11 protein-coding genes and 1 pseudogene are annotated in these 12,645 nt (G+C 44.6%); 9 read left to right on the top strand and 3 right to left on the bottom strand.

All coding sequences use genetic code 11. The features are described 5' to 3' along the window. The 9 genes from trpB to A3735_RS32635 form a co-directional block, all read left to right on the top strand. On the top strand, window positions 1-936 hold a 936-nt coding region (gene trpB, locus A3735_RS19695), incomplete at its 5' end, for a tryptophan synthase subunit beta (protein ID WP_068638512.1). 2 nt (window positions 937-938) lie between these two features. Further along, on the top strand, window positions 939-1,742 hold the full coding sequence (trpA, locus tag A3735_RS19690) for a tryptophan synthase subunit alpha (protein WP_068513659.1): 804 nt from the start codon (window positions 939-941) through the stop codon (window positions 1,740-1,742). 46 nt (window positions 1,743-1,788) lie between these two features. After that, window positions 1,789-2,754, top strand: a complete 966-nt coding sequence (gene accD / locus A3735_RS19685) for an acetyl-CoA carboxylase, carboxyltransferase subunit beta (RefSeq protein WP_068513657.1) — start codon at window positions 1,789-1,791, stop codon at window positions 2,752-2,754. A gap of 3 nt (window positions 2,755-2,757) precedes the next feature. Next, window positions 2,758-4,047, top strand: a complete 1,290-nt coding sequence (locus A3735_RS19680; protein WP_068515771.1) for a folylpolyglutamate synthase/dihydrofolate synthase family protein — start codon at window positions 2,758-2,760, stop codon at window positions 4,045-4,047. After that, window positions 4,040-4,738, top strand: a complete 699-nt coding sequence (locus tag A3735_RS19675; protein ID WP_068515768.1) for an SPOR domain-containing protein — start codon at window positions 4,040-4,042, stop codon at window positions 4,736-4,738. Before A3735_RS19680 ends, A3735_RS19675 begins: the two co-directional genes overlap by 8 nt. Before the next feature lie 104 nt (window positions 4,739-4,842). Beyond that, window positions 4,843-5,334 carry a CvpA family protein gene (locus A3735_RS19670; RefSeq protein ID WP_068515765.1) on the top strand — a complete coding sequence of 164 codons (492 nt, stop codon included), beginning with the start codon at window positions 4,843-4,845 and terminating at the stop codon, window positions 5,332-5,334. Window positions 5,335-5,361: 27 nt separating this feature from the next. Continuing rightward, entirely contained in the window at window positions 5,362-6,870 is a 1,509-nt protein-coding gene (gene purF, locus A3735_RS19665; protein ID WP_068515762.1) for an amidophosphoribosyltransferase, read from the top strand. 61 nt (window positions 6,871-6,931) lie between these two features. Continuing rightward, window positions 6,932-8,164, top strand: coding sequence for an O-succinylhomoserine sulfhydrylase (locus A3735_RS19660; protein WP_068515759.1), 1,233 nt, complete (start codon window positions 6,932-6,934; stop codon window positions 8,162-8,164). 156 nt (window positions 8,165-8,320) lie between these two features. Continuing rightward, window positions 8,321-10,984: a DNA translocase FtsK gene (locus tag A3735_RS32635; RefSeq protein ID WP_068515756.1), complete on the top strand. Its 2,664-nt coding sequence runs from the start codon at window positions 8,321-8,323 to the stop codon at window positions 10,982-10,984. Between the two features lie 294 nt (window positions 10,985-11,278). Here A3735_RS32635 and A3735_RS19650 read toward each other — a convergent pair whose 3' ends face one another. The 3 genes and pseudogenes from A3735_RS19650 to A3735_RS31995 all read right to left on the bottom strand — a co-directional run. Then, window positions 11,279-11,866 (bottom strand): ABC transporter substrate-binding protein, encoded by a 588-nt coding sequence (locus tag A3735_RS19650; RefSeq protein ID WP_068511497.1) that lies wholly within the window; start codon window positions 11,864-11,866, stop codon window positions 11,279-11,281. A gap of 69 nt (window positions 11,867-11,935) precedes the next feature. Next, complete coding sequence (locus A3735_RS19645) at window positions 11,936-12,415, bottom strand: response regulator (protein ID WP_068638510.1); 480 nt, start codon at window positions 12,413-12,415, stop codon at window positions 11,936-11,938. A gap of 34 nt (window positions 12,416-12,449) precedes the next feature. Continuing rightward, window positions 12,450-12,645, bottom strand: a pseudogene (locus A3735_RS31995) (IS3 family transposase); the annotation flags it as partial.

Genomic DNA, 12,645 nt, shown 5'->3' with positions numbered 1-12,645 from the left:
GGCGCGCACAAAGTAAATAATACCATCGGTCAGGCACTATTAGCTAAGTACTTAGGTAAGCCAAGAGTGATTGCTGAGACAGGTGCAGGTCAGCACGGTGTTGCTTCTGCGACCGTTGCAGCTCGTTTGGGCCTCGAATGTAAGGTCTTTATGGGCATTGAAGATGTGCGTCGTCAAGCTCTGAACGTTTATCGAATGAAGCTCCTGGGTGCAGAAGTTGAAGCAGTAACAAGCGGCACTAAAACCCTAAAAGATGCGATGAATGAAGCGCTTCGAGACTGGGTAACGAATGTCGATAATACTTTTTATATTATTGGTACGGTTGCGGGGCCTCACCCTTACCCTATGCTTGTGCGTGACTTCCAGGCGATCATCGGTCGAGAAGCAAAAGCTCAGTGCCTTGAGAAAGAAGGGCGATTACCTGATGCTTTAGTCGCTTGTGTAGGTGGTGGCTCGAATGCAATCGGTTTATTTTACCCCTTTATCTGCGACCACGATGTTGAGATGTATGGTGTTGAGGCTGGAGGACACGGTATCGAGACTGGTGAGCATGCTGCGCCGCTATGCGCTGGCGCTCCGGGAGTTCTTCACGGAAATCGTACCTACTTGATGTCTGATAAGGCTGGCCAGATTCAGGGCACTCACTCTATTTCTGCAGGGCTTGATTATCCAGGCGTTGGTCCTGAGCATTCCTGGTTGAAGGACATGAAGCGAGCAAATTACGTGTCGGTTACCGACGATGAGGCACTTGCTGCATTCCGTCGCCTAACGCTAGTTGAGGGTATTATGCCTGCACTTGAGTCAAGTCATGCAATCGCCTATGGAATTAAAAAGGCGGCGACGATGTCATCCGATAAAATTATGATCATTAACCTTTCAGGTCGTGGTGATAAAGATATTCATACCGTTGCTGGCATAGATGGAATTGAGGTGTAGTTATGAGTCGTATTCAATCTGTATTAGAGAACTTGCAAGCCGAAGGTAAAAAAGCATTAATCCCATACGTAACTGGCGGTGACCCTAGACCGGGCGCAACGGTTGAGATTATGCATACCTTAGTCGAAGCTGGCGCAGACATAATCGAGCTTGGCGTGCCATTTTCCGACCCGATGGCCGATGGCCCGGTAATTCAGTTAGCCTGCGAGCGTGCACTTGAACACAATGTATCGCTTGATGATATATTTTCGATGGTGAAGGAATTTCGTGAAACAGACCAAGATACTCCGGTCGTATTGATGGGCTACCTAAACCCCTTGGAAATTAAAGGTTACGAAAAATTTGCTATTGAAGCTGCCGAGGTTGGTGTTGATGGTGCGTTAATCGTCGACTTGCCGCCTGAAGAGGCTGAATCTCTTGTACCATTTCTGAAAGAAAATGATCTGGACTCTATCTTCCTGATCGCACCGACAACTACCGACGAGAGAATACAGCATATCGGTCGTCATAGCAGCGGCTATGTATATTACGTATCCGTTAAAGGTGTCACCGGTTCAGCTGAACTGAGTACAACTGAGGTTGCCGAGAAGGTTGCATTGATCCAAAAATATAACCAAATCCCGGTTGGGGTTGGCTTTGGGATTAGAGATGCAGCGTCAGCTGCTGCTGTTTCCAAGTTAGCTAATGGCGTTATTGTTGGCAGCGTCATTGTAAATCTGATTGCTGAAAATAAAGATGATCAAGTTGCGTTAAATAAGGCCGTTAAGGGCTTGGTTTCATCAATGCGTATTGCAATGGATGCTTAATCCATCTCTTACTTTGAATGTGTAAGTTACGAGTGTAGGTAGAAAAATGAGTAGTTGGCTGGACATCATTAAACCCAAGTCGATTCGTTCTGACTCGGGTTCAAAAGGCAATATACCTGAAGGCGTATGGAAAAAGTGCCCAAAGTGTAGTGCTGCTTTATATGGCCCTGAGCTTGAGAAAAATCTTAATGTTTGCCCTAAATGCCAACATCATATGCGTGTATCCGCTCGCCAGCGAATTGATCTCTTTCTTGACCCCGATAACCGGGTTGAGCTTAATGCCAACCTTGAGCCGGTTGATCGTCTGAAGTTTAAAGACACGAAGAAATACAAAGACAGGTTGGTATCGAATCAAAAAGCGAGCGGTGAAAAAGACGCTTTGATTACTTTTAAGGGTGAAGTAAACGGTGTTCCGGTTGTCGTTGCTGCATTTGAGTTCTCTTTTCTTGGTGGTTCTATGGGGGCTGTCGTCGGGGAGAAATTTGTTCGCGCGATAAAATTATGTCTTGATGAAAGTAAACCATTGATTTGCTTTAGTGCCAGTGGTGGTGCGCGGATGCAGGAGGCCTTGATCTCACTTATGCAAATGGCGAAAACAGCCGCTGCACTTGAGAAGTTAAAAGAGGCACGACTTCCCTATATTTCTGTACTAACAGACCCTGTATTTGGTGGAGTATCTGCTAGTCTGGCGATGTTGGGCGATTTGAATATCGCAGAACCAAATGCTTTGATAGGCTTCGCCGGACCACGTGTTATTGAGCAAACTGTGCGAGAGAAGCTACCAGAAGGTTTTCAACGGAGTGAGTTTTTGCTAGAGCATGGCGCAATCGATATGATACTAGAGCGCCATGAACTAAGGGATCGCTTGTCTTCGCTTATTTCAAAACTGACAGAGTTCAGAGTGGCGAAAGTAGCGCCGGACGAAGTTAAAGAGACTAAACCTGAAGAAAGTAGTGCTGATAGCGATGGTTCTGATTCCGAACCTGAGAGTGAAGAGCTTCAGTCTACCTAAGTCATGCCTAACGTGCTAAACACTCTCGATCAGTGGCTAAGCCACATATCACAATCTCACCCAAAAGAAATTGAGCTTGGCTTAGATAGAGTAAAGTCTGTCTACCAAAAAATGAGCTTTGAGGCGCGCCCGCGAAAAATTGTGGTGGTCGCAGGTACTAATGGCAAGGGCTCGACAATTGCTTTGAGCCAAGCTGGCCTGGCTTCGCAAGGGCTAAGGTGTGGTACCTATACTTCTCCACATATATCTAAATACAACGAACGAGTCCAATTGCTTGGCGTTGATGCAAGTGACCATCAGCTTGTTGAGGCCTTCCAATATATTGACGAGGTGAGGGGAGACACTCCGCTTACCTACTTTGAGTTCGGCACCTTGGCTGCTTTGTACGTCCTCTTTAATGCAGATCTTGATGTCGTGTTGCTCGAAATCGGTTTAGGAGGGCGCTTGGATGCCGTAAATATCGTTGATGCAGATATCTCCGTGATTACTTCAATCGACATTGATCACATTGACTGGCTCGGCGACGATATTCAACAAATAGGCAGAGAGAAGGCTGGTATCCTAAGGAAAGGTCAGCCATTTTTGGCTGGTGAAAACCTTCCTCAAAGCGTCTTTGAATGTGCTGAGAAGCTCGCTTGTCAAACCTTGGTCTGTCATGAAGATTTCTATATTGACGATGACTTGGTGAGTGTTGCCCAGAAAGATTTGAGTAGGTTCAAGTTTCAGGGGTTTCCAAAGCTAAATTTACCCGATAACAATATTCTTCTCGCCTATCAGTTAATCGCTCTATTGCTTGATGGCCGCTCGCTGGATGCCGACTCGGTATATCGAAGCATGTGCAATGTTAAGTTGTCAGGGCGCCTTGAACAGTCTAGCCAAGTAAAAGGCTTATATTTTGATGTAGGCCATAATCCTCACGCAGCAAGGTTCCTAAAGTCCTTTTTGTTAAAAGAGGGTGAGGGAAAAGATAAAATTGAAGTTGTGTTCTCTGCGTTAGCAGATAAAGATGTTCGAGGCGTTGTCGCGGAACTTTCAGAATCTGTGGATCGCTGGCTAATAGCGCCATTGAATGTTGACAGAGCAATGTCTATTGCCGAATTGCAGAGTGTGCTTTCTGAAGTGTCCGATAAGGTTCTTAGCTTCGAGACGATAGATCAAGCACTTGCGTTTAGCCTAGAGCAAAAAGAGAAGGAAATATCGGCTATGACTACTGGTAAAGAGTCGCTTGTGTTAGTGTTTGGCTCGTTCTTTACTGTCGAAGCCGCAAAAAAGTTTATGGATAGTTATGAGTGAATCAGTTGATAGTTTAAAGCAACGCTTGGTCGGAGCGTTCGTTATCTTGTCTTTGGCGATTATATTTCTGCCAATGATTTTTGATAAGCCTCATAACGAAGGACGAAGTCTTTTAGTACCGGTGCCACCCAAACCTGACTATAAAACAATAGAGATCGGTAAGCCGGTTCAACCTCAGTTCAAAGTGCTCTCGGTCGATAGCGACACGGGTAAAGTTGTAGAGGGTGATGAGTTGCTTAAGCCAAGCCCCTCTGAGAAAGCTATTAAGAAAATTGAGCTTGGCGCCCTAAGCGATGAGGCGTCAAAACCTTCGGATGATGTCCAGGTAAAGAGTCCTTCCAGCCCAGCAGCTGTCAAAAAATCCCCTAAGCCCAAAGAAGTTAAGCCTGTCGTAGCAGCCTCTAAACGTCCACTGGCTTCCAAGCCAAAAGTGTCGCATTTGCCCGTTTTTAAAAATATTTGGATGGTTCAGTTAGGAACGTTTAGTAAAACTGAGAACGCTTATAAGCTAAGAGACAAACTCAGGGCCGATGGTTTTGACGGGCATACAAAAGAAGTTTTGTTGGGCGGTAAAAAAGCGATTAGGGTCTTCACCGGTCCTTTTGTTAAGAAGCGTGAAGCTGAAAAAACCAAGAAGAAACTCGACCAAAAGTATAAGGTTGATAGTCGACTCATCTTTTTTGATGCGTAACCCCCATTATCTTTGTTATTATGCGCGCCTGTTTTTTGGATATCATTTGTTTGGGTTAAATGTATCATTGCAAGTCAGAGACTAACGGGGTTAATGCGCTTTAAATGTCAGGTTTAAATTGGGCCGACTGGACGCTCATCGTCATTATCTCACTTTCAAGTTTAATGAGTCTCAGGCGAGGTTTTGTTAAGGAAGCCTTGTCGCTTGCTACATGGGTGGTTGCCTTTATTGTGGCGCGCAGCTTTCATCCTAATCTCCAAACCTTATTGATTGACTCAATTAATGAACCAGTACTAAGAACCATCGCAGCATTTATTATGTTGTTTATAGGTACCTTGCTGGTGGGTGCTGGTATCAACTTCATTGTTGGTGCTTTGATACGTTTAACTGGCTTAACCCCAATAGATAGAATGCTAGGAATTGTGTTTGGTCTTGCCAGGGGGTTAATTCTTGCAGTTGTGCTTGTAGCCATTGTTCGCTTAACGCCTTTTGAGCAAAGCGACTGGTGGCAAAATTCGGTAATGATCGAGAATTTGTCTATATTAGAGCAATGGTCTCGATCAGTATTCGAAAGTCATAAAGAAACCAAAGTTTGATAGAAACGTTTTTAAAGAGGTAGTCATATGTGTGGCATCGTAGGTGTTGTTGGAAAAAACAACGCGAATCAATCGTTGTATGATGCATTAACCGTTTTGCAACATCGCGGCCAGGACGCTGCCGGCATTGTTACCTGCCAAGATGATCGTTTCTTTTTAAGAAAGGATAATGGCCTAGTACGTGATGTTTTTCGTACACGGCATATGAAACGCCTGCAAGGCAGTGTAGGTATTGGGCATGTGCGCTACCCAACTGCAGGCTCTTCTAGTTCTGCGGAAGCTCAGCCTTTTTATGTTAACTCTCCTTATGGTATTACCTTAGCGCATAACGGTAATCTGACTAATACGGCTGAGCTAGCGAGTGGGGTTCTGAAGTCGGATTTACGTCATGTAAACACTAATTCCGATTCAGAAGTACTATTGAATGTCTTTGCTCACGAGCTTCAGGAGCAAGGAAAGCTGGTACCTACGCAAGTAGAAATCTTTAACGCGGTTAAAGAAGTTCATAAGCGGTGCCGAGGCGCCTATGCAGTCATTGCCATGATCACTGGCTACGGCGTGTTGGCTTTTCGTGACCCTTACGGTATTCGTCCGGTTTGCTATGGCAAGCGTGAGACGGAGCAGGGCACCGAATATATGATTTCTTCCGAAAGCGTAGCGCTTGCTGCCCTAGGCTTTGAGCTTGTGCGCGATATAGAGCCTGGTGAAGCGATCTATATTGAGAATGATGGAACACTGCATACACAGCAATGTTCTGAAAACCCTAAACTGACACCTTGTATTTTCGAGCACGTATACTTCGCGCGCCCTGATTCTATTATAGATAAGGTCTCTGTTTACAAGGCGCGCCTGCGTATGGGTGAAACACTTGCCCAAAAAGTAAAACGACTGCGTCCTGATCACGATATCGACGTTGTCATGCCTATCCCCGATACTAGCCGTACCTCTGCAATGCAAATGGCGGTGGAGTTGGGTGTGAAGTTTCGCGAAGGCTTCATCAAGAACCGCTATATTGGTCGTACTTTTATTATGCCAGGCCAGAATCAGCGTAAGAAGTCGGTACGTCAGAAGTTGAACCCCATTGAACTAGAGTTTAAAGATAAAAACGTTATGTTGGTCGATGACTCAATTGTACGGGGTACGACATGTCGTGAAATCGTACAAATGGCTAGAGACGCTGGTGCTAAAAACGTGTACTTTGCATCTGCCGCGCCTGAGGTAAGATACCCAAATGTTTACGGTATCGATATGCCTGCTGCAACTGAGTTGATTGCACATGACCGCACGGTTGAAGATATTCAGGAAATTATTGGTGCAGACTGGCTAGTTTATCAAGACCTGGAAGATCTTATTCGTTGTGCGAAAGATGGAAACGAAGACATTGATGAGTTTGATTGCTCGGTCTTCAACGGAGTCTATCCAACGGGTGATATATGTGGTGATTACCTCGACAGGCTTGAGCAAGCACGTAATGATTCAAACAAAAAGAAGTTAAATGAAGATGACGCCACTATCGATCTTCATAACGACAATTAAGGCTGAATTAGCTCATTATTTGTCATAGAAAACTAAAAATTCGAATTAAAGGTGAGAAGAGATGGCGAATAGCCAGCCACCGAAAGGTAATATTCCCGTTCCAAATTTGGACGGTGTTGGTTTAGAGACGCTTGCAGTACGAGCTGGGCAAATTAGAAGTCCTGAGCTTGAACACAGCGAAGCGATTTTTCCGACCTCAAGCTTTGTGTTTAATTCAGCGCAAGAAGCTGCTGCACGATTTGCAGGCGAAGAGCCTGGGAACATCTATGCGCGTTTCACCAATCCAACGGTTGCGATGTTTGAGGCGCGCTTAGCTGCCTTAGAAGGAGGCGAGCGTGGTGTTGCTGCAGCATCGGGTATGGCTGCTATTATGTCTGTTTGCTACGCTCTGTTAGAGCAGGGTGATCATGTCATTTGTTCGCGCAGTGTTTTTGGCACGACGACAGTTCTGCTAGAAAAGTTTGTAAAGAAGTTTGGTGTTGAGATTAGCTTTGTTGATCTGACTGATTACGAGCAATGGCAGACCAGCATCAAGGACAATACTAGGTTTCTATTCCTTGAATCGCCGTCGAACCCACTGTGTGAAGTAGTTGATATCGCAAGACTGGCAGAACTGGCGAGACAAGGGCGTCATTCGAAAGGCTGCTTGCTTGTTGTTGATAACTGCATGTGTACACCTATCTTGCAGCAGCCTTTGAAGCTTGGTGCTGATATCGTAGTGCATTCAGCGACTAAATACATTGACGGCCAAGGACGTTGTTTGGGTGGCGCGGTTGTCGGCTCAAATGCAATTATCGAAGAGGTTCATGGTTTTATCCGTTCTGGCGGTGCTGCCTTGAGCCCCTTTAATGCCTGGGTGATGCTGAAGGGCTTAGAAACCCTGAGTATACGTATGAAAGCTCACGGTGATGGGGCTATGAAAATCGCTCAGTGGTTGTCAGAACAAGCTGAAGTTGACCAAGTGTTTTACTCTGGCTTAGCAAGTCATCCTCAGGCAGACCTGGTTGCATCCCAACAAACAGGAAATAGCGGTGTATTGTCCTTTAAAATTAAGGGAGACAAGGCAGCAGCTTGGCGCTTTATAGATGCGCTGGAGTTTGTTTCAATTACCGCTAACTTAGGTGACGCTAAATCTACGATTACTCATCCTGCGACAACGACTCATGGTCGTTTAAGTCAGGAAGATCGTGATAAATCGGGTATCAGTGATAATTTGATTCGAATCTCGGTTGGGCTTGAAAGCACTGATGACTTAATCGCAGACTTGAGTCGTGGCATTGCAGCAATCGCTTAATAAAGCCTGTTGCTGCAAAGCTTTTTTCCTATATTTCATATAATTAACGATAAAAGTTAAAAAATACCTCAAGCTTTCCTATACTGTTAGCTATAGTCCGTACACTTATATTTTTTCGATTCGCCAACCATAGTTAGTAATTCAGTGATAAGCGACATGGCACAACCTGGTAGTAGTAACTCAGAACAACATCATTTTCATGCCTATTTATCCCAAGGCTCGCGTGAAGGTGCCTTGATTCTAACGGTTGCTGTCTGCATTTTTCTGTTCGCTGCATTAATTTCCCACTCTCCGATGGATCCTGGTTGGAGTAGCACGGGTACAAATCAGGTTGCTTCAAATTACGGTGGTAAAGCCGGTGCATGGTTTGCCGATATACTGCTGCACTTTTTTGGCTATGTTTCCTACCTCTTCCCAATATTAATCGGCTATCGCGCCGCGCTGCTTTTTAAGAATAGAAAGTCCAGGAAGGTCTTTCATTGGCCAATGTTTATCATTCGGGTTATCGGTTTTGTTCTGACTTTGCTTGGTGCCACGGGTTTATTGGCTATTTATTCGGTCGCAGGCTTAGATAACGTTTCGGGTGGTATTGTTGGTATGGAATTATCAAACAGTATGCTCGCTCAATTTAACATCCTGGGCACTACTTTGATGTTAGTGTCGATGCTTCTATTTGGTCTGACAGTTTTTACCGGGATTTCCTGGTTAGGGCTGATGGATAAAACCGGAGCGTTGACGATTAAACTTTACGATAAATTATCTGTCGTTATTAAGCGCCTATATTCAAAGTATCTTGATAAACGTGATCTGCGCCTTGATCAAAAGCTTAAGCGCGACGCTGAAGCCTCTCAAATCGCAGAGCAAGTTAAAGAAAGAGAAATTCATATTAACGATCGTCGCCCTGTTAACGATGTTTCACCGGAGCGTGCCGAAAAAGATTCAAGTACAGGGTCCGTTTCTTTGCTTAAAGGAAAACTCACTGCTTTAAAAGAAAAGCTTTCTAAGAAAACCGATACGGGTGAAGCCACTAAGCGAAGTGAGCCTTATATTGATGATAAGGGCCGTGCCTCACCTAAGACTTCAAAAGGCAAACAACCATATTCTCCAGTAGATTCCGAGCTTGAACAGTCGCCGCCTATTCAGGTCAAAGCGGGTACCAAGGCGCAAGGCAAAGCAGATGATGTTGAGGTTGCAAGTGATGCGTCTAGCGAAACGAAGTCTGGAATTAAAATCTCACCTTTTGTTAAGAAGAGCAAAGCAAGTAAGCGCTTGGAAGATGAAAAGCAGGGGAGTTTGTTTATTGCTTCAGAGGGTCCTTTACCGTCTATATCTTTACTTGATCCTGCAGAAACTAATAAAAAACTCGGCTTCTCCAAAGAGATGCTCGAGCATATGTCTAGGCTACTTGAAGAGAAGCTGGGCGACTTTGGTGTCAAAGCGGAAGTTGTAGAGGTTAATCCCGGCCCGGTGATTACACGTTTTGAGATTCAGCCAGCCCCCGGTGTAAAAGTTAGTAAGATTTCTAATCTAGCGAAGGATCTGGCTCGTTCTTTGGCAGTACTTGCTGTCAGGGTGGTTGAAGTTATCCCTGGTAAGTCAGTAGTTGGTATCGAGATACCAAATGAGCACCGAGAGATTGTCCGCTTTAGCGAAGTTTTGCTATCTAAGGATTATGATGATGCAGAGTCACCGGTTACCCTGGCGTTAGGAAACGATATTGCAGGCGACCCGGTCGTTACAAACTTGGCGAAAATGCCGCACTTGCTGGTAGCCGGTACGACGGGTTCAGGTAAGTCGGTTGGTGTTAACAGTATGATTCTAAGTATGCTGTTTAAAGCACAACCTGATGAAGTGCGTTTTATCATGGTTGATCCAAAGATGTTGGAGCTTTCAATTTATGATGGTATACCGCACCTATTAACCCCAGTGGTAACCGATATGAAAGAGGCTGCGAATGCTCTGCGTTGGTGTGTTGCCGAAATGGAGCGCCGTTATAAGTTGATGGCTTCTTTGGGCGTTCGTAACATTGCAGGCTATAACCGAAAGGTTAAAGAAGCTATTGAGCGCGGCGAGCCCATGAAGGACCCTATCTGGGTGCCAGATTTACACCTAAGAAATGAAGAAAGTGACCGTCCGGATCTTGAGACTTTACCCTTTATAGTGGTAATTATTGATGAGTTTGCCGACATGATGATGATTGTTGGCAAGAAGGTCGAAGAGCTAATCGCGCGTATCGCACAAAAAGCAAGAGCCGCCGGTATCCACCTTATTCTCGCAACTCAGCGTCCCTCAGTTGACGTCATTACCGGTTTGATCAAAGCAAACGTTCCTACCCGTATATCCTTCCAGGTATCATCAAAGATCGACTCTAGAACCGTATTGGACCAGGGTGGAGCAGAGCAGCTCTTGGGTCACGGTGATATGCTATATATGCCACCAGGTAGTGGTGTGCCAATTCGTGTTCACGGTGCTTTTGTTGATGACCACGAAGTTCATAAGGTGGTTGAAGCATGGAAAGAACGCGGGCAACCTAATTATCTTGAAGAGGTTCTATCTGGTGGCGATAGCTCAGACCCCGCGGTAGCAGCCTTTGCAGAAGAAGGTGGTGGAGACAACGAACAAGATGCCTTGTTCGACCTGGCTGTAGCATTTGTTACGGAAACCAGAAGAGTATCTATCTCCTCAGTGCAGAGAAAGCTGAAGGTAGGCTATAACCGAGCTGCAAACCTGGTTGAAGCAATGGAGCAAGCTGGTGTTGTCAGTGCTGCCGGCCATAATGGATCTAGAGAAGTCCTCGCACCGCCTCCACCCAAGGACTAGAATCTATACTTTTCTGGTCGAGACAAGTTTTCTGAAGATATTCAGTAACCAGCGAATAGCTAAAAAGCCCCTTATCGAACTTACTATAGGGTAAGGGCTAATATTTGACCTTAGACCCAGATAGGATACAGTTATCTACTGTAACCCATGCTTTTCTAGGATCGCTTTTATTTCCCCCGACTCTTTGAGTTGTTTCAGACCATCGTTAAAATCATTGAGTTTTATTTGGTAGCCAGGCGAACTTCTTGAAAACATCAAGTATTGCGGATCTTTTTTTAGCGGTGGCTCAAGTGATTAGAGTTGATTTGCCATATCAGGAATTTGCGTTTTAATGATGTAATTTCCTAGTGCTTTATCTACTAATACTAAATCTATTCGGGAAGCAGATAATTTTAATAGGTTCTGTTTATCTGTCGTTACGGGGGCGAGGGTTAGGCCTGCTTCATCGAAGCCTGGTGGGTTGGCGTATCCGCGAACAACGCCGATGGTGTAGGGTTTTAGATCTGAATAACTTTGATAATTGATTTGAGCGTCTTTGCGTTTGAATAAAACTACTTTATTTGCAGGGAGCTCTGCAGAATAGGCGAAATCTTTTTCTCGATCTTTCCTGTACCAGGCGGTATAGATACCGTCGAATTTACCTTCTTTGGTCCATTCTAGCGCTCTAGACCATGGCAGTTGTTCTTTCGTTACTTTGTAATTTTTTAATTTAAAAGCAGCTGAAATGATTTCACTTATAGGGCCTCCATTCTCTAGAGTCTTTCCGTAGTAGGGTGGGTAATCAACGTAAGAAAGGGATACCTGTTTTTCGGAAGAATAAGCAAGGGTTGCTGTAAGTAGCCCCAATAATGCTAAATTTGTAGAGAATAATAAGCTTTTCATAATTTCTACCTAATCACGCTTGATTTATAAGTTATAGTTAATAGCTCGCTTAATATGCTAACCGTTCTTTTATAACCAGTATTGTAGTTTTTCTAACATTTCTTCTGGTGAAAAAGGTTTTGATAAATAGTCGTTCATACCCGCTTCGATACACTTGTCTCGATCGCCTTTCATCGCGTGAGCTGTCATGGCGACCACTGGTATTCTTGTATAATGTTCACCCGCAGACCCTTTTCGAATTTTTCTAGTCGCTTCGTAGCCATCCATAATTGGCATTTGGCAGTCCATTAATATCAGGTCGAATTGTGTATTACTTTCTTTCAATATTTGAATGGCTTCCTGCCCATTATTAGCGGTGGTGCAAGGGTAGTTGTTTTCATCAAGAATCACTTCGGCTATCAATTGGTTTGTTTTGACATCTTCTACCAACAAAATATTGAAACTGCCTAGAGAGGCTTTGTTGTCACGTTCTCGTGGCTCAAGTGTGTTGATGGCTTGTGGCGTTTCCCAATATCTAATAATAGCTGAACGGTAAATGTGCTGCCGCATCCGGCGTTTTTCAAGGTAGTTGTCGCCTGAGCATTTAAGCTGCTTGTTTTTCCTTCTCCGGGTTCAACTTAACGTCACCCACTTTCTCCCAGTTCCGCGTAGCTTTTGACCACCTTATTTGGTTCTTTCTTTTCATCTTGCGATAAAGCTCATCCCTCTTCGATAATATTTCTTCATCCAGACCTAAGTGCCTTTGCTCTGGGGTAACAAAGTTAATTCGACTATGCCGG

The organism is Oleiphilus sp. HI0061 (assembly GCF_001635675.1).
This window is presented reverse-complemented; position numbering and strand designations above follow the sequence as displayed.

What these genes read in the sequence shown, in the direction of transcription:
- purF (WP_068515762.1), top strand. Translation starts at nt 5,362, where the DNA reads ATGTGTGGCATCGTAGGTGTTGTTGGAAAAAACAACGCGAATCAATCG.
- A3735_RS19660 (WP_068515759.1), top strand. Translation starts at nt 6,932, where the DNA reads ATGGCGAATAGCCAGCCACCGAAAGGTAATATTCCCGTTCCAAATTTG.
- A3735_RS19650 (WP_068511497.1), bottom strand. Translation starts at nt 11,866, where the DNA reads ATGAAAAGCTTATTATTCTCTACAAATTTAGCATTATTGGGGCTACTT.
- A3735_RS19670 (WP_068515765.1), top strand. Translation starts at nt 4,843, where the DNA reads ATGTCAGGTTTAAATTGGGCCGACTGGACGCTCATCGTCATTATCTCA.
- A3735_RS19675 (WP_068515768.1), top strand. Translation starts at nt 4,040, where the DNA reads ATGAGTGAATCAGTTGATAGTTTAAAGCAACGCTTGGTCGGAGCGTTC.
- A3735_RS19680 (WP_068515771.1), top strand. Translation starts at nt 2,758, where the DNA reads ATGCCTAACGTGCTAAACACTCTCGATCAGTGGCTAAGCCACATATCA.
- A3735_RS19645 (WP_068638510.1), bottom strand. Translation starts at nt 12,415, where the DNA reads ATGCGGCAGCACATTTACCGTTCAGCTATTATTAGATATTGGGAAACG.
- accD (WP_068513657.1), top strand. Translation starts at nt 1,789, where the DNA reads ATGAGTAGTTGGCTGGACATCATTAAACCCAAGTCGATTCGTTCTGAC.
- trpA (WP_068513659.1), top strand. Translation starts at nt 939, where the DNA reads ATGAGTCGTATTCAATCTGTATTAGAGAACTTGCAAGCCGAAGGTAAA.
- A3735_RS32635 (WP_068515756.1), top strand. Translation starts at nt 8,321, where the DNA reads ATGGCACAACCTGGTAGTAGTAACTCAGAACAACATCATTTTCATGCC.